Origin of the sequence: Planktomarina temperata RCA23, assembly GCF_000738435.1 — a bacterium.
Lineage (GTDB): Bacteria > Pseudomonadota > Alphaproteobacteria > Rhodobacterales > Rhodobacteraceae > Planktomarina > Planktomarina temperata.
In genome coordinates this window covers 1147194-1167760 of the sequence record NZ_CP003984.1, presented here as the reverse complement: position 1 = coordinate 1167760, position 20567 = coordinate 1147194, and the positions used below count along the sequence as shown (strand labels likewise).

General features: G+C 56.6%; 18 protein-coding genes and 1 other RNA gene. 8 read left to right on the top strand and 11 right to left on the bottom strand.

The genetic code is table 11. The features are described 5' to 3' along the window. Position 1: 1 nt before the first annotated feature. The 7 genes from RCA23_RS05545 to acuI all read right to left on the bottom strand — a co-directional run bounded on the left by RCA23_RS05545 (position 2) and on the right by acuI (position 9544). On the bottom strand, positions 2-2338 hold the full coding sequence (locus RCA23_RS05545; RefSeq protein ID WP_052377054.1) for a DUF3772 domain-containing protein: 2337 nt from the start codon (positions 2336-2338) through the stop codon (positions 2-4). Next, on the bottom strand, positions 2307-3341 hold the full coding sequence (locus tag RCA23_RS05540) for a cysteine synthase A (protein WP_044049470.1): 1035 nt from the start codon (positions 3339-3341) through the stop codon (positions 2307-2309). The genes RCA23_RS05545 and RCA23_RS05540 overlap by 32 nt, the downstream gene beginning before the upstream one ends. Positions 3342-3389: 48 nt before the next feature. After that, positions 3390-4508, bottom strand: a complete 1119-nt coding sequence (locus RCA23_RS05535; protein ID WP_044049469.1) for an NUDIX domain-containing protein — start codon at positions 4506-4508, stop codon at positions 3390-3392. 7 nt (positions 4509-4515) lie between these two features. Then, positions 4516-5724 (bottom strand): SAM-dependent methyltransferase, encoded by a 1209-nt coding sequence (locus RCA23_RS05530; protein ID WP_044049468.1) that lies wholly within the window; start codon positions 5722-5724, stop codon positions 4516-4518. Between the two features lie 74 nt (positions 5725-5798). Further along, entirely contained in the window at positions 5799-7211 is a 1413-nt protein-coding gene (locus tag RCA23_RS05525; RefSeq protein WP_044049467.1) for a cryptochrome/photolyase family protein, read from the bottom strand. Positions 7212-7231: 20 nt separating this feature from the next. After that, positions 7232-8455, bottom strand: a complete 1224-nt coding sequence (locus tag RCA23_RS05520) for an aminotransferase class V-fold PLP-dependent enzyme (RefSeq protein ID WP_044049466.1) — start codon at positions 8453-8455, stop codon at positions 7232-7234. A gap of 102 nt (positions 8456-8557) precedes the next feature. Continuing rightward, entirely contained in the window at positions 8558-9544 is a 987-nt protein-coding gene (acuI, locus tag RCA23_RS05515; RefSeq protein WP_044049465.1) for an acryloyl-CoA reductase, read from the bottom strand. Positions 9545-9652: 108 nt separating this feature from the next. Here acuI and ssrA point away from each other — a divergent pair. Then, positions 9653-10003: a transfer-messenger RNA gene (gene ssrA, locus RCA23_RS16225) on the top strand. Positions 10004-10031: 28 nt separating this feature from the next. On the opposite strand, the gene RCA23_RS05510 is transcribed toward ssrA, so the two are convergent. Next, positions 10032-10430 carry a hypothetical protein gene (locus tag RCA23_RS05510; protein ID WP_169701343.1) on the bottom strand — a complete coding sequence of 133 codons (399 nt, stop codon included), beginning with the start codon at positions 10428-10430 and terminating at the stop codon, positions 10032-10034. 99 nt (positions 10431-10529) lie between these two features. Then, positions 10530-12533, bottom strand: coding sequence for a hydantoinase/oxoprolinase N-terminal domain-containing protein (locus RCA23_RS05505; protein WP_044051324.1), 2004 nt, complete (start codon positions 12531-12533; stop codon positions 10530-10532). A gap of 228 nt (positions 12534-12761) precedes the next feature. On the opposite strand from RCA23_RS05505, the gene RCA23_RS16430 reads away from it, so the two are divergent. The 6 genes from RCA23_RS16430 (at position 12762) to RCA23_RS16220 (ending at position 16588) form a co-directional block, all read left to right on the top strand. Beyond that, positions 12762-12899 (top strand): hypothetical protein, encoded by a 138-nt coding sequence (locus RCA23_RS16430; RefSeq protein ID WP_169701342.1) that lies wholly within the window; start codon positions 12762-12764, stop codon positions 12897-12899. Positions 12900-12920: 21 nt separating this feature from the next. Next, positions 12921-14189: a chromate efflux transporter gene (gene chrA, locus RCA23_RS05500; RefSeq protein WP_236631402.1), complete on the top strand. Its 1269-nt coding sequence runs from the start codon at positions 12921-12923 to the stop codon at positions 14187-14189. A 71-nt stretch (positions 14190-14260) separates the two neighbouring features. Then, positions 14261-14725, top strand: coding sequence for an SspB family protein (locus tag RCA23_RS05495; RefSeq protein ID WP_044049463.1), 465 nt, complete (start codon positions 14261-14263; stop codon positions 14723-14725). A gap of 74 nt (positions 14726-14799) precedes the next feature. Continuing rightward, positions 14800-16191 carry a class II fumarate hydratase gene (gene fumC, locus RCA23_RS05490; RefSeq protein ID WP_044049462.1) on the top strand — a complete coding sequence of 464 codons (1392 nt, stop codon included), beginning with the start codon at positions 14800-14802 and terminating at the stop codon, positions 16189-16191. Then, positions 16188-16364, top strand: a complete 177-nt coding sequence (locus tag RCA23_RS05485; protein WP_044049461.1) for a DUF4169 family protein — start codon at positions 16188-16190, stop codon at positions 16362-16364. Before fumC ends, RCA23_RS05485 begins: the two co-directional genes overlap by 4 nt. After that, positions 16361-16588, top strand: a complete 228-nt coding sequence (locus RCA23_RS16220) for a ribbon-helix-helix domain-containing protein (protein WP_081870904.1) — start codon at positions 16361-16363, stop codon at positions 16586-16588. Before RCA23_RS05485 ends, RCA23_RS16220 begins: the two co-directional genes overlap by 4 nt. Here RCA23_RS16220 and RCA23_RS05475 read toward each other — a convergent pair. Further along, complete coding sequence (locus RCA23_RS05475) at positions 16539-18185, bottom strand: AMP-binding protein (RefSeq protein ID WP_044049459.1); 1647 nt, start codon at positions 18183-18185, stop codon at positions 16539-16541. The genes RCA23_RS16220 and RCA23_RS05475 overlap by 50 nt on opposite strands. A 200-nt stretch (positions 18186-18385) precedes the next feature. Here RCA23_RS05475 and moaA point away from each other — a divergent pair, with 200 nt between their 5' ends. Further along, the gene (gene moaA / locus RCA23_RS05470) at positions 18386-19390 is read left to right on the top strand and encodes a GTP 3',8-cyclase MoaA (protein WP_044049458.1); all 1005 of its coding nucleotides are present in this window, start codon (positions 18386-18388) and stop codon (positions 19388-19390) included. Here moaA and argE read toward each other — a convergent pair. Next, positions 19387-20550, bottom strand: coding sequence for an acetylornithine deacetylase (argE, locus tag RCA23_RS05465; RefSeq protein WP_044049457.1), 1164 nt, complete (start codon positions 20548-20550; stop codon positions 19387-19389). The genes moaA and argE overlap by 4 nt on opposite strands. Between the last annotated feature and the right edge of the window lie 17 nt (positions 20551-20567).

Here is a 20567-nt window from a genome sequence, read left to right as displayed (position 1 = left end):
GTTACGAGGGCTCAGAGCGTACGGCGCCCAGGGCCTCTGGGTTACGGATCCAAATATCGCGCTGCCCGAATGGAATTTCTATGCCATTGGCGGTCAGCACCTCATAGACCTGATGGTTCAATTCGGAGCGCACCGTGAGCCCATAATTGATATCGGCAAGCAATGCGCGGATCTCAAAGTTCAAAGAATCTGCGCCAAATCCTTGGAACACCACCGAGGGTGCCGGATCTTTCAGCACCAGAGGATGTTGCTCGGCAAGTGGCAGCAAGAGCTCTTCAATCTTGCGCGTGTCATTGCCATAGGCTACGCCGATCGGGACAATGATGCGACCCACAGAGCTGCCATGGGTGTAGTTGGTCACCGTTCCCGAGACCAAATCGGCATTGGGTACAATCACATCCGTACGGTCAAAGGTCTGTATGCTCGTGGAACGGACGGAGATTTTTCTGACAATCCCCATATTTCCGCCCACTTCGATCCAATCGCCAACACTGATGGGCCTCTCAATCAATAAGATGATGCCAGACACAAAGTTGGATACGATATTTTGCAAGCCAAAACCGATCCCAACCGAAAGGGCACCAGCAACAATTGCAAGCGACGACAGATCAAGCCCAGCAGAGGTAATCGCCACGACCGCCGCCAAGAAAATCCCGAAATAACCGATGCCCGAGACAATGGCATTCTGTCCGCCCGCATCTATTTTGGTTTTCGCCAAAATGCGGGTTTTTAAAGTCCGTTGAATGAGGCGCGTCAGTAACAGGCCAATGACAAAGACAACAATCAGCTGCAGCACAACGCCAGGCGACAGCTGCACCCCTCCGAGTGTCACGCCAGATTTAAAGGACGCCCAGAGCTCCGTCAGCTCTGATGTTCGCACCCCCCCGATCAGGGCAAAGACCGGTAAAAAGGCCACAATCAAGCCCGCATTCACAACGACGGCAGCCAGGCTATCATGCCCGGCGCTACGATCTGAAGACAGCATTGCAAATGCATTGCGCACAGCCTCGAATGTTACAAAGAGTATGCCCAAAAGCCCGGTGGACAGAAGAATAGACATCAACAACTCGATGGCCAAATATGAATAGCCAATCACCGCAAGGGCGATACAGATTGCCGCGACAACAGCCAGCCCTTGCCCAAGTCGCACCACAATCCTGTGGGGCACTTGCTCGGCCCCTGTGGCGGCCTGTGGTCCATGGCTTTGGCGCCACAACAATCCGCCAAGCCGCAAGGTTCCGACGCCCGCGATGGACACGAGTACAAAGACGATCACTGCCTCAGTTCCACTCGAAAAATCGCCCATATCGCTCAGATAGCCCATCAAGATCATCGCAGAGATGACCACACCCAGCCAACGGATCAACAAACGCGCCTGCAGGCCTGAACCGCCGGGCAATGCAAGAGCACTTCGGCTCGTCTCATCAATGGGGCATAGTTGAGTGGCCAACCAACGGCTGATAAAAAGCGGGGCGAAAATCCAAGTGGCAGCTTGCAGCAAGACGCTCAAATCAAGATCATAGAGCCGTGAAACACTCCAAGCACGCGACAGCAAGAATACACAGAGCATCACATTCACCAGCTGCCCCAAGCCGAGCAAGTATCGGGCCAGATCGACGCCAAAGGCATCTTCTGAGCGGGACAGGCGGCGCAGGGCACGGGCCAGCCAGCGGCGACCTTGTGTCAGCAACAGGCCTGCTGCCAAAAGCAGCGTCACGATAAGTGGCAATTGATCACGCGCTTTGTCGCGCACAACAGGGGTATTCCAAGCGGTCGATACATTGCCCACAAGAGATTGCAATTTTTCCGTAATTTGTAAAACCGCCTCAGGCCAGAGGCGAAGATCAATGGGCGACGGGCCCAGCTTGAGCAGATTTTCGGTCTGTTTCGCCGACAGCGCGGCATCAATTTCGCGAATCAAACCATCGGCCTGTTTGTAGGCCTCCCGAGCCCTTATGCGCGGCGCATTTATAGCCTCAATATCCTGAGCCAAGCTGGCGCGGCGCTCGGCGATTTCTGCCAGTTCTGTGCCGCTTTCGGGCACAGGCCCGAGGGCGGCCAACTGCTCCTCCAAAATGGCCAATCTAGCGGGGCTAGAATTTTGCACTTCTAAAAATTCAGACCGTCTCAAGGCCAATTGCTCGCGCAGTTTGGTCAAAAAAGCTTCATTTGCGGTACCGGCTTCGAGCGTATCTTGCGCCATATTTGCCGTGGCGGCCCATCGGCTATAATCTGGCGTGACTTGCGCCGAGGTTTGGGCACTCGCGAGCGTGGCCCACAGCCCCAACCAGACAATCAGAAAAAATTTAGACAGGTTCAAAAACAGTTTGAATATCACGGCTGGTCTCCATCCATTCTGGCACCTCGAGGCCTTTCGAGCGCAAGAAATCAGGGTTAAAGAGTTTTGATTGATAACGCGTCCCATAGTCACACAAAATAGTGACAATTCTATGACCAGGGCCAAGGTCACGCGCCATGCGCACAGCGCCGGCAATGTTGATTCCAGAAGATCCTCCCAGAACCAGGCCCTCATTGCGCAGCAGATCGAAGACAAAGGGCAAAGCCTCTGCATCTGGAATGTTATAGGACATATCCGGCGTAAAGCCCTCTAGATTTTTGGTGATCCGACCTTGACCAATGCCTTCGCTGATCGAGCCACCCTCTGAGGCCAGAACCCCTGTGGTGTAAAAACTGTGCAAGGCCGCGCCATCCGGGTCGGCGAGGCCCACTTTTACACCCTTGGGCTGCAAATACAGTCCCATGCCCGCCACGGTTCCCCCCGAGCCGGCAGCACAAATGAACCCATCCAATTTGCCCTCAGTTTGCGCCCATATTTCAGGCCCGGTGGTCTCAATATGCGCTTGGCGATTGGCAATATTGTCAAATTGATTGGCCCATATGGCACCATTGGGCTCTGTTTTGGCCAATTCTTGGGCCAAACGTCCCGAATAACGCACATAGTTATTGGGGTTTTTGTAAGGGGCGGCAGGGACTTCGACAAGCTCTGCACCCGCAAGGCGCAACATATCTTTTTTCTCTTGGCTTTGCGTTTCGGGTATGACGATCACCGTGCGAAAGCCCATTGAGGCGCCAACCAGCGCCAAGCCAATCCCCGTATTGCCGGCCGTACCTTCAACGATCGTACCACCTGGCTTTAAATCACCCGAGGCCACAGCCGCTTTGATAATATACAAAGCCGCACGATCCTTAACAGATTGTCCTGGGTTCATAAATTCCGCTTTGCCAAGGATTTCACAGCCCGTGGCCTCGCTGGCCGCTTTGAGCCGGATCAATGGCGTATTGCCCACGGCCGCAGCCAAATCGGAATAGATAGTCGACATCACAAACCCTTTATCTTTTAATCTTCCTAAGCCGCATGGAACAGAAGCTCAAGAATTCTTACGCAACATGTCTCGATTTTGTGCGAGCCAATAGCCGGCCAAAGCTAGGGGCACCACGGGCAATTGATGGGTCGTCAGGCGGTGGTAGAAGTCATCAAAGCTCAGGATATGCCCTTGGATATCCTCAGATTCATCCTGCAATCCGCTCAAGATCGCCGCCGCATCACCAATATCAGCCAAGCCCACAAAAATGTGAAAATACTCACTGCTACACCCCGGTGAGCTATAGCCACTATGCACCCTGTGCAGATCCCCGATCTTCAGCCCCGCCTCTTCAAAGCTCTCACGGATCGCAGCGCCTTCGGGGGTCTCGCCCGCATCAATACGGCCGGCAACCGGCTCCATCAACCACGGGTGGGCATCGGCCCGCACAAAGGGGCCAAAACGAAATTGCTCAACCAACAAGACCCGATCTGTCTTTGGATCATAGGGCAGAACAATGGCGGCATCTGTGCCAACAAAGGCCGCCCGGTCCACCCGCTCGCTCCCTGCCCCATCAAACCGCGGCACGGAAAGCTCGGCCTGCTGCAAGGCGAAAAATTTTGTATAGGGCTGGCTGTGTCCATGCACCACCACATCGGCGCGGCTCAGACCAGAGGGCGACGGCGGCGTCGGGTCTGACCGCGCCTTGAGCCTTGCGTCCGCACGCACGCGCATCATGGGATAGGCCTCGGCCAGCTCCGCCGGTGACATCTGCCCCATAACGGCCATAACCTCCCAAGCCGCTTCCAAAGCCAAAGCTCCATGTGCCGCTTGCCAATCGGTCAAAGACCACTCGGGCCCCGGCTCCAGACCGTCGGGCGGCAGGTAAACTTGCGCCTGCACAGAGCCCCCAGCGGCCATGACCGTCACCGGGTGCAGCTTATAGCCAAAGCCACTTTCATAGTGATCCATACGGGCCAAAACTTGCCCATCGCATCCCCGCAGCAAAATGCCCCGCGCCTGACAGCCCGCTTTAGGGTGGATTGCCGGAAAAGGTTGCCCTTTTGCCCAGGTGACATGGTAGCCTGGTAACTCCGCCTCCACTCCTGCGCGGCAGCTTGCCCCGCCCACAAGATCCAACAGATCCGGCCAACACAGCGTGCCGAACAAAAACACATGGGTCATCGGCGGCTCATTCAGGCTTGGACAGGGTGATTTGTGTCACATCGCAATTGGCGTAATGAAAGGTCGCGGCGCAAGAGGTCAGGTAGAAATTCCACATCCGGCGGAAACGCTCATCAAAGCCCATCGCCTCCACTTGATCCCATTTGTCATTGAACCGCGCATGCCAAAGCCTCAGAGTTTTGCTATAACTCTCGCCAAACTCTATTGATTTCACACAGTCCAAACCGGCTTTTTGGGCCTCACGGCGCAGCACTGCCGGTGAGGGCAGCATACCGCCTGGGAAAATATATTTTTGAATAAAATCCACAGATTTACGGTAATCTTCAAACCGATCATCACGCACTGTGATGATTTGTAGCGTCGCCTGCCCACCTGTTTTGAGCCGGCCAAAAACCGTACTGAAATAGGAGGGCCAATATTTCTCTCCGACAGCCTCAAACATCTCAATGCTGGCAATGCCGTCATAAACCCCGGTTTCATCGCGATAATCTTGCAGTTTAAACGTCACCATATCTTGCAGGCCGGCCGCCGCAATCCGATCTTCGGCGTATTTAAACTGCTCATTGCTGATGGTCAGACAGGTCACTTTCAACCCGCGCTCTTTCGCAGCATATTCGGCAAAGCCACCCCAGCCGCAACCAATTTCCAGCACATGATCACCAGGCTTCACCCCCATTTGATCAACCATACTGGCATATTTTGCCGTCTGGGCCTCCTCGAGTGTTTCACGCCCGGTTTCAAAAATCGCCGATGAATAGGTCATAGTCTTGTCGAGCCACAGACCATAGAAATCATTTCCTAGGTCATAGTGATAGCTGATGTTTTTGCGCGCTTGCCCCTTGGAATTCCGCTGCATCCAGAAGCGGAATTTCTCGTAAATCTGGACCAGCTTTTGCCCTGGGAAACTGTCAAACACCTCTTCATTATCCGCATGAATATAATCCATGAAAGCCTGCAAATCCGGCGTGCTCCATTGGCCATCCAAATAGGCATCACAAAACCCCAGCTGCCCTTCCCGCAGCAAACGCTCGAAGATGCCTTTGTCGTGAATACGAACCTCGCATACCGGTCCGGCGCCCGGACCTTCCGCGCGGAAGATGCGGCCATCGTCAAAAGCAAAATCTATGCGCCCGTTTTGTCCTTTTTGCGCAACGCCAAAGGCGGTGGCAAAATAACGCGGCAAGTTTTTCTGCCCATCGGTGGAAGTCAGGATCATATAGGCATCTCCCGTAGAGATTTGAGTTTATAGTAAATTAACGGAGCAGGCGTGAGAAGCAAGCCTCGCGGTGATTAGAAGTCACGGGTTTTATAGAACGACAGGGCGATTTCGCGCCCCTCTTTGGCTGAAACGATCGGCGCAGGGTAGGCACTCTGCGCCGACAGGCCCCAAGACCTTGGGATAGCGTCAAAATATTGCAGCGCGCTGGCCGGCGGATTTGCCTGCCCCTCTGCAATCCACATCTTGCGGTAACGCCGATCTGCATCAAATTTCTCGATCTGGGTTTCGGGATTGAACACGCGGAAATAGGGCGCCGCATCCGGGCCACTGCCCGCCGCCCATTGCCATCCCATCGCGTTGCTCGCCGGATCCCAATCAATCAAGCAATCTTCAAACCAAGCCTGCCCAAGCCGCCAATGGGTCATGAGATGTTTGGTCAAATAAGACGCGACAATCATCCGCCCACGGTTGTGCATGGTGCCCGTGACATAAAGCTCGCGCATCGCCGCATCGATAAACTCAAGCCCCGTGCGCCCGGTTTTCCACGCGGTAAATTTGGCGCTGCTGGCCTCCTCGCTCCAGGGAAAGGCATCCCAAGCCGGTTTCCAATTTCGCGTCAGGATTTGCGGTGTATGGTGCAGCAAGTGATAGGCAAACTCGCGCCAGACCAATTCTTTGAGGAAAATTTCTGCCCCCGGATTGCCACGGTTCAATTCAGCTTGCCCGGCGTGCCAGCATTGCGCGGGGGTAATTTCCCCCAGAGCGAGATTTTCTGCTAATTTTGACGTGCCATCTTCACCGGGAATATCCCGCCCCTCGCCATAGTGCCGCAACGCGCCGCTGGTGAATTCCGCCAATCTCTCCTGTGCCAGATCCGCACCAACCCGCGCGTAGCGTTCCACGATCGCAGCGCCGCGCTGCATAGCGCGTCCCAAGCCCCATGCGCCCAGCGCCTCTGAGCTCGGATAGGTCTCTGGTCCCGGAATCCGTGTTGGCGCCGGCAAGGGCTCGGGTACCTCTCTGCCGCGCACAGCCTTCCAAAGCGGCGTGTAAACTTTGTAAAATCCACCTAGCTTTGTCTGCACCGTCCAAGGTTCGAACAACAGGTGGCCTTTGAAGCTTTTGGCCTCGAGCCCCATGGCCGAGAGGAACGCTTTCACCTCCGCATCACGCGCCTGGCTGGCTGGATCATAGGACCGCTGCCAATAGACGGCGGTCGCACCCGTTTCCTCGACAAGCTTGGGGATCACATCTATCGCCGCGCCGCGCCGCAAAATCAAGCGGTTGCCTTTGTCGGCGACGGCCTTTTGAAGGGCCGCAATACCCTGCCCCAACCGCCATTTTGGCGCCGATCCTAAGGTCTCAACCTGCGCATCACAGATGAACACGGCAATCACCGGGCCACCCCGGGCAAGAGCGGCCGTCAGCGCCGCGTGGTCCTGCAGACGCAAGTCGCGCCGGAACCACAATAAAGTTGGGGTCATATCGCGTCCTTCACAAACCGCTATAGAACGTGATCTAGGGCATTTAACAGCCGGTCAACATCATCGGGACCGGTATAATGCACAAATGACAGGCGCAGCACCCCGTGCTCTGGCGCAATGCCAAGCGCTGACAAGGGGCGCACCGCGTAAAAATCACCACCCCCCGCCATAACGCCGAAAGGGGCCAGCTTCTCGGCCGCCACCTCACCCGGCATAGAGAGTTGCACGGCAATGGTTGGCGCGCGATTTTGAGCCTCAGCCGGGCCAAGCAAATGTACGGAATTTTTAGCGCTCAGATAGTCTAAAATAGGTTGAGCCAAACGTGCCTCATGATCTCTAAACAGATCATGCACCTTTGCAGCCCGCTGTGCAGCTGTGGCCTCCACTGAAAAGTGGTGAGCATAGACCGCATCCATATAATCGGCCATGCCCGCGCAGGCCGCCACCTGAGCATGATCGGGACCGGCGGGTGTAAAACGCTTATACAGGCTGCCTTCGTTAAAATAATGCCCTTGATTGGGAAGGCGCATTCCAAGATCACGCCGGATCACCATCAGCCCTTGATGCGGCCCATAGGTTTTATAGGCGGAAAACAGGTAGATATCCGCGCCTAACTCCGACACATTCACAAAGCCATGCGGCGCGTAACTCACGCCATCAACACAAGAGTAAGCACCTGCCGCACGGATCATCGCGGTGATTTCCGCCACGGGGTTGACCGCCGCGATTACATTGGAGCAATGCGGAAAGCACACCATCCGCACAGATGGGTCCAGCAGAGCCTGCAAATCTTGTGGATCCAGCAGACCGGTTTGCGGATCAATGGCCCATTCTTTCACTTCAACCCCACGTTCGGCCAAGCGCCGCCAAGGGCCCGAATTGGCCTCATGGTCTTGATTGGTGACAATGATGGACTGCCCCGGTTCCAGCCATTGCCCGACCGCTTGCGCCAAAACATAGGTATTTTGGGTGGTGGAGGGCCCAAAGGTCAGCTCATCACTCTGCACCCCCAGCATAGCGGCCAGGCGAGAGCGGGCCTCGTCCATTTCTTCCCCGCCCAAACGCGACGCCTCATAAGGCGCATAGGGTTGTACTTTACGCTCCCGGTAGAAGCGGGCCAGACGATCCTGAACTTGCACGCAAGTGTAAGAGCCCCCAGCATTTTCGAAAAATGATTGCCCCTGTAAAGACGGCACGTCGAAGGCCGGGAAATTTTGACGGATAAACTCTAGATCAAGCTGCATGGCGTTGGTCCTTGACAGATGGCTCCTCGGGCGAGCCAGACGAGGAACGGGATTTGCGAGCCGCTGTAAGATGAGGCCCAATTGGACCTCACCTTGCGGGTCTTAGGCGTTCACGTCAACCACAACGCGGCCCTGCACTTGGCCTTTGAGAATGTCTTTACCCAAGCGCGGCAGATCAGACAGAACCGCCGGAACAATCATGCCTTCAAGCTTAGAGAGTGGCAGATCTTTTGCGATCCTTGCCCAAGCCTTTTGCCGATTTTCAAAAGGTTGCATCACGCTGTCGATGCCCAAGAGGTTCACTCCCCGCAGCAGAAAGGGAATGACCGTCGCCGGCAGGCTTGCCCCGCCCGCCAGGCCCACAGCCGCCACAGAAGCGCCATAGCACATTTGCCCCAAGACCCGCGCCAGCATGTCGCCGCCCACCGCATCAACACAGCCCGCCCAGCGCTCCGCTTCAAGGGGCCGTTTGGTCACCTCGTTGATTTCACTGCGCGCGACAATCTGCGTTGCCCCTAGGGCGGTAAGATAATCTGCTGTCTCAGGACGGCCCGTGACCGCAGCCACCTCATAGCCCAAATTGGCCAAAAGCGCGGTGGCAACCGAGCCCACACCGCCCGCCGCACCGGTGACCAAAACAGGCGCCTTGCCCGGCTCAAGCCCGTGATTTTCAAGCGCCATAACGGCCAACATGGCCGTAAGGCCAGCAGTGCCCACAGCCATAGCCTGGCGGGTCGTCAACCCGTGCGGCAGAGGTACAAGGAAATCTGCCTTGACCCGCGCCTTTTGCGCATAGCCGCCCCAATGGACCTCGCCAACGCGCCAGCCGGTCAGAATGACTTTATCCCCCGGACGATAGCGCGGATCATCGGAGCTTTCGACAGTGCCTGCAAAATCAATTCCTGGCACATGCGGATAAACGCGGACCAAACCACCGCCCGGACCGATGCACAGACCGTCTTTGTAATTCACGGTAGAATAGTCAACCGCCACAGTCACATCGCCCGCGGGTAAATCGTCATATGAGATTTGCCGCAGATCGGCTTGGGTGCCGGTTTCCGTTTTCTCAACAACTAAGGCGTTAAACATTGGGCTCTCCAGGATTATACAATCCTCTCCTGCTAACGCCAATCGCGCCCAAGTGCCAGAGGCCGGCACGAAAACTTATCCAGCTCTTTGTGAATTTAGCCTCTCGCGCCCCTTTTAATTGCGCGCAAAGCGCATTACATCTGATCTGTCCCTCGGGACTATGGTCATAAACGCGCTCGTAATAAACGGATCGGACCCGGGGGCGGTACCCGGCAGCTCCACCAAACCTCCCTCATTTGGGGACAGATGGGGCTGAAATAGGATCGACGGACGTCTAAAGGGGTTAGCTTTGGCTCGGTGAGATACCACCGTTATCGGTTCATTTAAGCTAGTTGCAAATGACAACAAAGCTCCAATGGCTCTGGCTGCGTAAGCAGTCCGAAACATTGAAACCTTAAGCCCTGTCGCCTTGCAGCGTCAGGCGGGGTCCGCAGGTACCTGGCAACAGAAACCTGCACCTTCCCCCCTCACATACCTGGTCTTCACATCAATCAAGCGTTGCGCATTTGGTATAGGCCACCGTCGGAATGACCTGGCCCTTGCGCCACGGCTGCATGGTCACCCAAAGCACCTGTGCCGCCTCATGATACATCAATGTCATCTCAACCCCGTTCCATTGGGTTGTGCCATGCACCTCAGATCGGCTCTGATTGTCAGTCAATCCCACAATGCGATATTCACTGCGCGCCCAATAGACATCCTTTTTCGTGAGGGTGATATAAGGGGTGAAATAGGTTTCAGCGGCCCTGCGGGATCCCAAAGCCCGAATGGCTTGATCCAGATTGCGTTCGGAACACTTGACGCCCTCATGGGCCAATCCAACTATGGGCATACAACACCACAGGCCAAGCGCCAAAGCGAGACTCGGAACAATGCGCGGTTTCAATGTTATTTCCTTCAATTACTGTCGTCGAAATCGATTAATAAAATACATACTCACAAAACTATCCGCAAAAAATCAAGGACCCCTCTGCCTTCGACGTCCCTACTCCCGCGCAACGCGGGGCCGACCGGTTGCTTCGACTGAAATCACGGCCTCAATAAATATCTCACGCGCCTCGCTGCGCGCCCGTTTGATATCACGATGGCTTGAGACCTGTACAGTGTCGCTGCCGCTCTCCTCCACCTCGGCGCGCGCGCTGTCACATAGCCAAGTCTCCAGCGCCAGCAAGGCGTCATCCTCGCTATGAAAATCCTGCGGTCCCGCGGTAAAATGCACCCGAAAGACTCCTTCGGACGGCGCCGTGATTGTGCCGGAGCGCCGCATCGTGATGCGTCCAACGACGGCGCCAATGGCATTGGCCACGGCGGCATGCTCGGGCAAAATAACATCGCACTTCAGCGCCTCGCCCACTGCCGGGTAATAGGTGGCCGCCGAAGCCCCAAGCCCGATCACAGCCACATCCAGACAGGCTTCGATCTTCACCAATCCCCCCGCGCGCCGCAATCCGCGCCGCAGCAGCTCATGGCCGGCCAATTCCGCCGGCGCGCCGCTATAGGGGTCGATCTCCTCCGCAAAGGCCGCCGTGAGCAGGGCTTGAGAGGTTTGAGCGGTGAGTTGATCAATAATGATTTTCGCCATATCCTCGGGCGCCCGCGCCAAAGGCTCGCCGGCTCCCGTGCGCCTGCGCCCCATCAAAGCCAGACCAATCGCCGCCGCCTCACGGTCCCAAGCGTCTAATAGCCCCAAGACATGGCTGGCATCGGAGGGGGTGACACCGGAGAGCTGCACCAAGCCACGCGCCACCAGGCGTTGAATAGACAGGTATTCGACCCGCGTGGACAAAAGCCGGTCCAGAGGATGGGTCTGCGGGCCTATGCGGTCAAATACGGCCTGATCACGGGCGCTGAGACCGGCGGTGTCGCCGCCTGGCACCGCGCGCACGAATTGCCCATCATAGTCGCCGGGCATGACCGCGCGCAGCTGCCGATCAAGGGCGGGCAATACCACCTCTGGCGCCTCTCGGGCGATCAATGACATCGGCAAGACCCGGCGCGGGCCCAAGGTGACCCCGCCCGCAAGACCCTCAGAGCGAAAATGCACCTCACTGTCCCCACCCAAACCAGTTGTGCGCATGGCCACCGCCTCGACCATCGTGCGATAGGGGCCAACCTGCGCCCCAGCCGGGTCAATCTGCGGCTGTCCATCACGCAACAGGGCGATATCCGTCGTGGTCCCGCCAATATCAGACACCAAAGCATGATCGCGTCCCGTCATCCAACGGGCGCCCACAATGGAAGCGGCAGGACCGCTCAGAATGGTTTCAATGGGCCGCTCCTTGGCCTTTTGCGAAGAGATCAAAGCTCCGTCGCCGCGCACGACCATCAGAGGTGCGGAGAGGCCAATTTCGCGCAAAATATCCTCGGCCCGACCAATGAGCTTATGGGTCATCCCGATCAATCGGGCATTCAACACTGCCGTCAACGCCCGTTTGGGTCCATTGAGCTTTGAGGATAGGTGATGCGACGCGCTGACAGGGCGGCCTGTAACCTGCCTAATGACCTCAGCGGCGCGCAGCTCATGGGCGGCATTGCGCGTGGCAAATTGCGCAGCCACCGCATAGGCCGATACGCCTTGATCTTCTTCCAACCACGCGCGCAGCGCAGCTTCATCCAGAGGAGCGGCCTGCCCGCCCGCATGATCATGTCCGCCACTCAGCGTGATCACCGGATCACCCTTCAGCGCCTCTTTCAGCCCATGGCTGTCCAAATCCCGCGCATCAAATCCGATATAGACCAACCCCACACGACCCCCTTGCCCCTCAACCAGAGCATTGGTGGCCAGAGTTGTCGACAAAGAGGCCAAGGCAATCTCACCAGGCGCAACATCGGCCTCGGCCAATACGGCCCGCACCGCAGAGCCAATGCCCAGCGCCAAATCGGCACGCGTGGTCAGAGATTTAGCACTGGCAATCACATCGGTGTCGTCGCGGATCAGCACCGCATCTGTATAGGTGCCGCCCGTATCAACGCCCAATAATATCGTCATCCGCTCATCTCCCGCAGGCTCCGGCTCGGTGTAACCCATTTTTGCGCCAGGTCACGCCATTTTGCGACGCATGAGCGGCCAAAAACCAAAGGTGCAATATTATAAAGGCCTCTGCATAACGCCATTTCAACACGAAATGAGGAGAGCGCCGGCCTGGGCCTGCGCATCTGACTTGTGGTGATATCACTGCAAGATTTGAGCCATAACCATATATACCAGTATACCCAGATGGTGAATGCGCCTGCCGTGGGCAGTCAGGCGCAGCCCGGTGTTGCCACCGGGCATAATGTTTTGGCGTGGCGGCTCGGGTATGCAGAGGTCTTTTACACCTTGTACCGCAGCCGCTCTTGCGGCATTTTCACCTAGGCCGAAAAGGAGCATTCATCCGTGCAAAATCAGGCCACATCCCAGGTCTCTTTGACGCAATTCACTTCCGTTGCGGCAAAAATTGGGCTGCTCTCTTTTGGGGGCCCTGCGGCGCAAATCGCCTTGATGCAAGATGAGGTGGTCGACAAACGCGGGTGGGTGTCACAGCAAGATTTCCTCAGAGCGCTGTCATTTTGCATGTTGCTGCCCGGCCCGGAGGCGATGCAATTGGCCACCTACCTTGGCTGGCGGCTGCATGGGCTGCGGGGCGGATTTATCGGCGGAACCTTGTTCATCCTTCCCGGCGCCTGTGTGATTTTTGCTTTGGCTTGGGCTTACGTCAACTTTGGACATACGGGCTGGAGCCAGGCCGCATTCACCGGGATCAAAGCCTGCGTCATCGTCATCGTGCTACAAGCCTTGCTCAAAATTTGCACCCGGGCTTTGATCGAGCCCATGGCCTGGGCGATTGCCGCCAGCAGCTTTTGCGCCATTGCGCTGTTCGGTCTGCCCTATCCTTGGGTGGTTTTGGGGGCGGCGCTTTGGGGCGTGGCAGCCCTGCCCGTAGCCGCAGAGCCGAAAAACCATACCCCGCCCCTCCAGCAAAGCACTCTGGCCGCTTCCAGCCTCATTGCCGCGCTCTGGGCGCTGCCGATTGCAATTCTTTGGAGCATGAAAGAGGTGTTTTTGACCAAAGTCGCCCTGCTTTTTTCAACCTTGGCGGTGGTCACCTTTGGCGGAGCCTATGCGGTTTTGGGATATCTTGGGCAAACCGCCGTGACTGATTTGAACTGGCTGACAGCGCCGCAGATGATCGACGCCTTGGGGTTGGCGGAAACCACGCCCGGTCCACTCATCCTCGTCACGCAATTCGTGGGCTTTCTGGCTGGGTTTCAAGCTGGAGGGCTCGCCCTCGCGTTCATGGCCGGCCTGCTAACGCTTTGGGTGACTTTCCTTCCGTGCTTTTTATGGATTTTCCTCTTTGCCCCCCATCTGGAACGGCTGATGTCCATCGCATGGTTGGCGCGTGCCCTCGCTGGGATCACGGCTGCGGTGGTTGGGGTGATTGCCAGTCTTTCCATATGGTTTGCCGGGCAAATCTGGTTTGCCAGCCATAGGGGTTGGACCCTTGGCCCGCTAGATCTGTCCCTGCCTGATCCGGGCTCGTTGGACCCGCTGTCCCTCAGCTTTTCCGCCCTCGCAGCCCTGCTTTTGCTGTGGCGGAAGTGGGATATTCTGTGGACTTTGCCCCTTATGGCGCTTTTATCCGTCGGGGTTTCCACCTTTTAGGCAGCCTACAGCCCTTTCGTTTCTGGCAAAATACCCTAGAGTGCAGCGCAATCAGATTTGGAAGATTGGACATGAAAATGATCGACTATGGCAGCATGATGCATGATGCAATGCGCGGTTTAATTAAGCGCTTGTTGCAAGATATTGCTGACGTGGGAGAATTGCCCGGAGATCATCATTTTTTCATCACCTTCAACACGATGTATGCGGGCGTGCTGATCCCTGATTGGCTGCTCGAGCGCTACCCCGACGAAATGACAATCGTGGTGCAACATTGGTTTGATAATCTCAATGTCACCGATGAAGGGTTCTCCATCACCCTGAATTTCGGCGATTCGCCCGAGCCGCTCTACATTCCGTTTTTGGCGCTGCGCACCTTTGTGGACCCTTCCGTTGAATTCGGCCTGCGCTTTGAGCAGATCGAAGAGGATGCGCCGGAAGCCGCAGAGGCGCCGATGCATGAAAATGCCGAGGCTGATGACGAGATTAGAGAAGAAGCGCAGGTTGTCAGCCTAGACAGCTTTCGAAAACAATAGCGCGCGCGACAGAGCGCATTGCGCCTAGAGCGCTGCATGGGTAAACCTTTGAGCAGATAACGAAAGGGCATCCCATGACCACAACACGCGTAGAGACCGACAGCTTCGGTCCATTAGACGTTCCTTCTGACAAATATTGGGGTGCACAAACCCAAAGATCGCTGATCAACTTTCCGATCGGTTGGGAAAAGCAACCCATCGCAATCGTCCGCGCGCTTGGGGTCATTAAACAGGGCTGCGCCATGGCCAATACGGCCCTTGGCAAACTGCCTGAAGACAAGGGCAAAGCCATCCAAGAGGCGGCAAGCGAAGTCGCGAAGGGCCTGCTTGATGATCACTTTCCGCTGGTGGTGTGGCAAACGGGCTCTGGCACGCAGTCCAACATGAACGCCAATGAGGTGATTGCCAACCGTGCGATTGAAATGATGGGCGGGGTGATTGGCTCGAAAGATCCGGTGCATCCCAATGATCATTGCAATATGGGCCAGTCTTCCAATGACACCTTCCCCACAGCCATGCATATTGCCACAGCCATGACCGCAAGAGATGTGACCCTGCCCGGTCTGCGCGCCTTGCACGCAGCTTTGCAGGCAAAAACCGAAGAGTTTGACGGGATCATCAAGATTGGCCGCACCCATACGATGGACGCCACCCCGCTCACTCTGGCGCAGGAGTTTTCCGGCTACACCCATCAGGTGGCCATGGCCATCGCCCGCGTCGAGGGCGCCCTGCCGCGCATTTATGAGCTGGCGCAGGGCGGCACGGCCGTGGGTACAGGGCTCAACACCCCCGTGGGTTGGGGCGAAATGGTGGCGCAAAACATGGCGCAAATCACCGGTTTGCCCTTTGTCACCGCGCCGAATAAATTCGAAGCCCTCGCCGCGCATGATGCGATGGTTGAGATGTCTGGCGCTCTGAAAACAGCGGCGGTCAGCCTATTTAAGATCGCCAACGACATCCGGTTGCTCGGCTCCGGTCCGCGCTGTGGATTGGGTGAATTGATGTTGCCAGAGAATGAGCCCGGCAGCTCCATCATGCCTGGCAAGGTTAACCCCACCCAATGCGAAGCGCTCACACAGGTCTGCGCCCATGTGCTGGGCAATGATGCGGCGGTGGGTTTTGCCGGCAGTCAAGGCCACTTTGAGCTGAACGTCTACAAGCCGATGATGGCCTATAACGTCTTGCAATCCATGCAATTGCTCGGCGATGCTGCACAGGCCTTTACCGACAATTGCGTCACTGGCATAACAGCGAACCGCGATCAAATTGACAAGTTGATGCGCGAAAGCCTGATGCTTGTCACCGCTTTGGCCCCTGAAATTGGCTATGACAATGCCACCACCGTGGCCAAAACTGCCCATAAAAACGGCACCACCTTGAAGCAAGAGGCCATCGCGCTTGGCTTTGTAGATGAAGCCACTTTTGACAAGGTCGTGCGCCCTGAGTTGATGATCGGACCAAAATGAGCGCGCCGGTCAATCTCAACAGGTTTCGAAAAGCCACAGCGCGGGCCGAAAAATCGACCCGCGCGGTGGAAAACTCTGTGAAGTTTGGCCGCAGCAAAGCCCAAAAACGCCTGCAAGAAACTAAAAACGCAGCACAGGTGCAACATTTGGATCAACACAAGCGTGATCCATGATGCAAAGGCCCAAGAAACGCTCCCTCACCCTCAATGGTCACCGCACCAGCGTCTCGCTGGAAGATGAATTTTGGTTGGAGTTTCTGCGAATTGCCCAAGAACAGGGCAAGGCGATCAACGCTTTGGCCGTTAAAATTGACCATGCGCGCGGGGTTGAAATAGGCCTGGCCTCCGCTATCCGCCTGTTTGTGCTGGCTCATGCGCTTGGGCGGCCATTTCCCTAAGATCAAGGCGGCGAATTTTGCCGGTGGCGGTCATGGGCATCGCCTCCAAGACCCGCACCCATTTCGGCGCCATATGCGGCGACAATTGCGCCGCCACTTGCGCAATCAAACCCGCTTCGAAACCCGGCTCCAGCAGCCCATTGACTGTAACATAGGCACCAATCACATGGCCCCGTGTCGCATCGGGCGCGGCCACAACTGCGGCCATGACCACTTGCGGCGCGCGTGCCAATACAGCCTCAATCTCTGTGGGGCCAATCCGATACCCGCTTGACGTGATGACATCATCATCACGGGCCATGAATTGCACATAGCCCTGCGCATCCATACGCCCCATATCACCCGTCACCAGATAGGCGCCCAAAAACCGCTCAGCGGTTTTTTCCGGTTGGTTCCAATAGCGCAAAAACATGCTCGGCGTGTCACGATGCACGCAGATTTGCCCAATCTGCCCCACTTCAACGGCCCGGCCCCGCTCATCTAAAATGCGCATGTCGAACCCCGGGAAGGCCTGGCCGATCCATCCCTCCTGCGCAACATCCCAGCTGCGGGCCGATCCGGCGCTGAGGTTGCACTCCGTTTGACCATAAAGCTCATTCACCTCTGCGCCCAATGCCGCCTTCGCCCACTCTATAAGATCGGCAGAGAGCGGCTCGCCCCCCGATGAAATGGATCGCAACCGCGCGCTGGCGGGCACTTCGGCTTGGCGCATCATTTTCAAAGCCGTGGGCGGCAGAAACGCCCGGGTAATCTGAGCATCACGGATCAGATCAAAGGCCGCATCGGCGGTGAAGCGCTCGAAGCGTTTGGCCACGAGCGGCACGCGGAAATAGAAGCATGGGATCGCCATATCCATCAAGCCCCCAATCCAAGCCCAATCCGCCGGGGTCCAACCCACATCTGCCCCATTGGGAAAATCCGCAAATGACAGCTCCAAACAGGGCAAGTGGCCCAAAAGAAACCGATGTGCATGCAAAACACCTTTTGGATTTCCGGTCGTGCCAGAGGTATAGATCATCATGGCAGGGTCTTCCGCCAAGGTCTGTATCGGCCGGTAGGCGGCATCCTGCGCTTCAATTGCACTCCAAAGCCCATCTGCCTGCCCGCTGGTCCCCTCACGCAGGTAAACCTGATCCAAATCAGGAAGATCAGGCGCAATTTCGCAAATTTTTGGGTATTGCGCGTGATCACTGACGAGGATTTTTGCACCGCTGTCCTTCAGACGAAAGCGCAAAGCCTCCGGGCCAAACAGAACAAAAAGCGGCAAGGACACCGCGCCAATCAAATGCGCTGCAAAATGCGCAATCAAAGCCTCGGCGCATTGCGGCAATAAAATCGCCACCCGGTCGCCTGGCCGCACCCCCTCGCCTTGCCAAACCGCCGCCAATCGCTCCGCCGCCTGCGCCATCTCCGCATAGGTCCACATCCGCGCATCGCGGCTCAAATCCATCAAAGCCACAGCCTGAGGAAACGCGCGCGCATGGCTCATTAAGCAGGCCTCAGCAATATTGAAAAACTCAGGCACGCGCACAGGGCTATCGCGAGGGAAAAGACCATCTTTGATCCGGTAGTCGTGGCGCCGATCACGGGCACTCATCGCAGGCCACCCCCAGCGCTGGCAGAGCGCCAAAATGACCGGCTGGGCGAATAAAACATAGCTGTGCCTCCAAACACCACAGCACTCCCAAGCCCACTTGCGCCGCGCCCTGCTGTATTTCGTCAGCTTAGGTCTGAGCTTGCTTTGCTTCAACCAAAATCACACTTGTGATCGAAGCAGCTTAAGGATACCGTTCGCCCATGACAGCCCCTTTGATTGATCCCTTTGCCCGCGCCATCACTTATTTGCGCCTGTCCGTCACGGATCGCTGCGATTTTCGCTGCGTCTATTGCATGTCGGAAAACATGACGTTTTTGCCCAAAAAAGATCTTTTGACTCTGGAAGAGCTTGACCGCCTTTGCAGCACTTTCATTGGGCTGGGCGTGCGCAAATTGCGGATCACAGGCGGCGAGCCTTTGGTGCGGCGCGATATCATGTCGTTTTTCCAATCCATGTCCCGCCATCTGCAAAGCGGCGCTTTGGATGAGCTGACCTTAACCACCAATGGCAACCAGTTGCACCGCTTCGCGGCCGAACTTTATGCGGCCGGTGTGCGGCGGATCAATATCTCGCTCGATACGCTTGATGCCGATAAATTTGCAAAAATCACCCGCTGGGGCAAATTGCAAAATGTGCTGCGCGGCATTGATGCCGCGCTTGCAGCCGGCTTGAAGGTTAAGCTGAATACGGTGGCTCTGCGCGCGTTCAACGAAGACGAGCTGTTTGATCTCACAGCCTTCTGCGCAGCACGCGGCATGGATCTTACATTCATTGAAGTGATGCCTATGGGCGATCTGGGTGAAGAGGACCGTGTGGGGCAATATTGGGCCTTGAGTGACTTGCAAAATCAATTGGCCGGGCGCTTTACCCTGACGGAGCTGCCCGACCGCACTGGCGGCCCGGCGCGTTATATTCGCCTTGAAGAGACCGGGCAGCGCATCGGGCTGATCACCCCTTTGACTCATAATTTCTGTGAAAGCTGCAATCGTGTGCGCGTCACTTGCACCGGTGAGATTTACACCTGCCTTGGCCAAGAAGGCAGCGCCGATCTGAGAGGGCCACTGCGCGCCTCTGAAGGCAATCTTGTTTTGGAACAGGCCATTCGAGCGGCCATTGGCTCAAAACCTAAGGGCCATGATTTCGATTACTCCCGCGGCGATGAAGGCGGCAAGATGTCCCGCCATATGAGCCACACGGGCGGTTAAGCGGTCTGCAAACTGTCCAATAAGCGCGTCAGCATCGCCTCACCCGCTTGAAACTCAGTCAATTCGATAAATTCGTCGGGTTGATGGGCTTGTTCGATGGAGCCTGGACCGCAGACCACGACAGAAAAGCCTTTGGCCTGAAAATGCCCGCCATCGGTGCCATAGGCCACCGTATGGGTTCCATTGTCACCGGTTAAGCGCCGCGCCAGGGCCTCGGCTTTGCCCTCCACCTCGGGCACAACGGCGGGCCCGCGCATCACATGCATATCGAAAAAGCTATTCGGATCTATAGCCTTCATCTCCGCTTCTATAACATCAATTTGCGCTTGAATTTTTTCCAACCAGTCTTCTGTGCGATCATCGCCCACACAGCGCAAATCGATTGAGAAATAACAATCTTTCGCTGTAATATTATGCGCCGTGCCGCCATTGATAACGCCCACATGCAAGGTCGTGAAGGGTGGATCATAAAGCGCCGCCGTAGCCGTCGGGGTTTTGGCTTGGCTCTCAATATTTTGCTGCCGAACCCAGTCGACAAAACGCGCCGCGCACATCACGGCCGACACCCCTTCATGCAGGCGTGAGGAATGCACCTCTTTGCCGCGCACATGAAATTGCAAATCATCGCAGCTCTTATGGCCAGTCACCACCTGCATTTCAGTCGGCTCCCCCACAATCACAGCGTCAGCCTTCGCGTAGTTTTCCAGCAAGCCCCGCGCCACATCCGGCGCACCAAGCAGCCCGACCTCCTCATCGCGCGAGAGGGCAAATTGCAGCGGGCGTTTGAGGTCGAGAGAGTTGGCCTTCACCATGGCTCCCATCGCCAAAGCCACAAACCCCTTCATATCGCAGGTGCCGCGCCCATAGAGGCGGCCATCTTTTTCAACCACCTTCCAAGGATCTGTACTCCAGTCCTGCCCTTCCACCGGCACAACATCGGAATGGCCCGAAAGCGCCACACCGCCCGCCACATTCGGCCCAACCTGCGCCACCAGTCCGGCTTTATTGCCGTCCTCACTGGGAAAGACCACGCTTTCAATTCCATGCTGCGCGAAATAATCACGCACAAAGTGAATGAGAGGCAAGTTCGTGTCTGAACTGACCGTTGGGAAAGAGACCAAATGGTCCAACAATTGGCGGGCGCTCAATATATCTGTCATGGCTGCAATTGGACCTG

Excerpts from the sequence above, each read along its gene's own strand:
- RCA23_RS05540 (WP_044049470.1), bottom strand. The coding sequence starts at position 3,341 with ATGTCGACTATCTATTCCGATTTGGCTGCGGCCGTGGGCAATACGCCA.
- RCA23_RS05535 (WP_044049469.1), bottom strand. The coding sequence starts at position 4,508 with ATGACCCATGTGTTTTTGTTCGGCACGCTGTGTTGGCCGGATCTGTTG.
- RCA23_RS05530 (WP_044049468.1), bottom strand. The coding sequence starts at position 5,724 with ATGATCCTGACTTCCACCGATGGGCAGAAAAACTTGCCGCGTTATTTT.
- RCA23_RS05525 (WP_044049467.1), bottom strand. The coding sequence starts at position 7,211 with ATGACCCCAACTTTATTGTGGTTCCGGCGCGACTTGCGTCTGCAGGAC.
- RCA23_RS05520 (WP_044049466.1), bottom strand. The coding sequence starts at position 8,455 with ATGCAGCTTGATCTAGAGTTTATCCGTCAAAATTTCCCGGCCTTCGAC.
- acuI (WP_044049465.1), bottom strand. The coding sequence starts at position 9,544 with ATGTTTAACGCCTTAGTTGTTGAGAAAACGGAAACCGGCACCCAAGCC.
- RCA23_RS05505 (WP_044051324.1), bottom strand. The coding sequence starts at position 12,533 with ATGACGATATTATTGGGCGTTGATACGGGCGGCACCTATACAGATGCG.
- RCA23_RS16430 (WP_169701342.1), top strand. The coding sequence starts at position 12,762 with ATGGTGAATGCGCCTGCCGTGGGCAGTCAGGCGCAGCCCGGTGTTGCC.
- RCA23_RS05495 (WP_044049463.1), top strand. The coding sequence starts at position 14,261 with ATGAAAATGATCGACTATGGCAGCATGATGCATGATGCAATGCGCGGT.
- fumC (WP_044049462.1), top strand. The coding sequence starts at position 14,800 with ATGACCACAACACGCGTAGAGACCGACAGCTTCGGTCCATTAGACGTT.
- RCA23_RS05485 (WP_044049461.1), top strand. The coding sequence starts at position 16,188 with ATGAGCGCGCCGGTCAATCTCAACAGGTTTCGAAAAGCCACAGCGCGG.
- RCA23_RS16220 (WP_081870904.1), top strand. The coding sequence starts at position 16,361 with ATGATGCAAAGGCCCAAGAAACGCTCCCTCACCCTCAATGGTCACCGC.
- RCA23_RS05475 (WP_044049459.1), bottom strand. The coding sequence starts at position 18,185 with ATGAGTGCCCGTGATCGGCGCCACGACTACCGGATCAAAGATGGTCTT.
- moaA (WP_044049458.1), top strand. The coding sequence starts at position 18,386 with ATGACAGCCCCTTTGATTGATCCCTTTGCCCGCGCCATCACTTATTTG.
- argE (WP_044049457.1), bottom strand. The coding sequence starts at position 20,550 with ATGACAGATATATTGAGCGCCCGCCAATTGTTGGACCATTTGGTCTCT.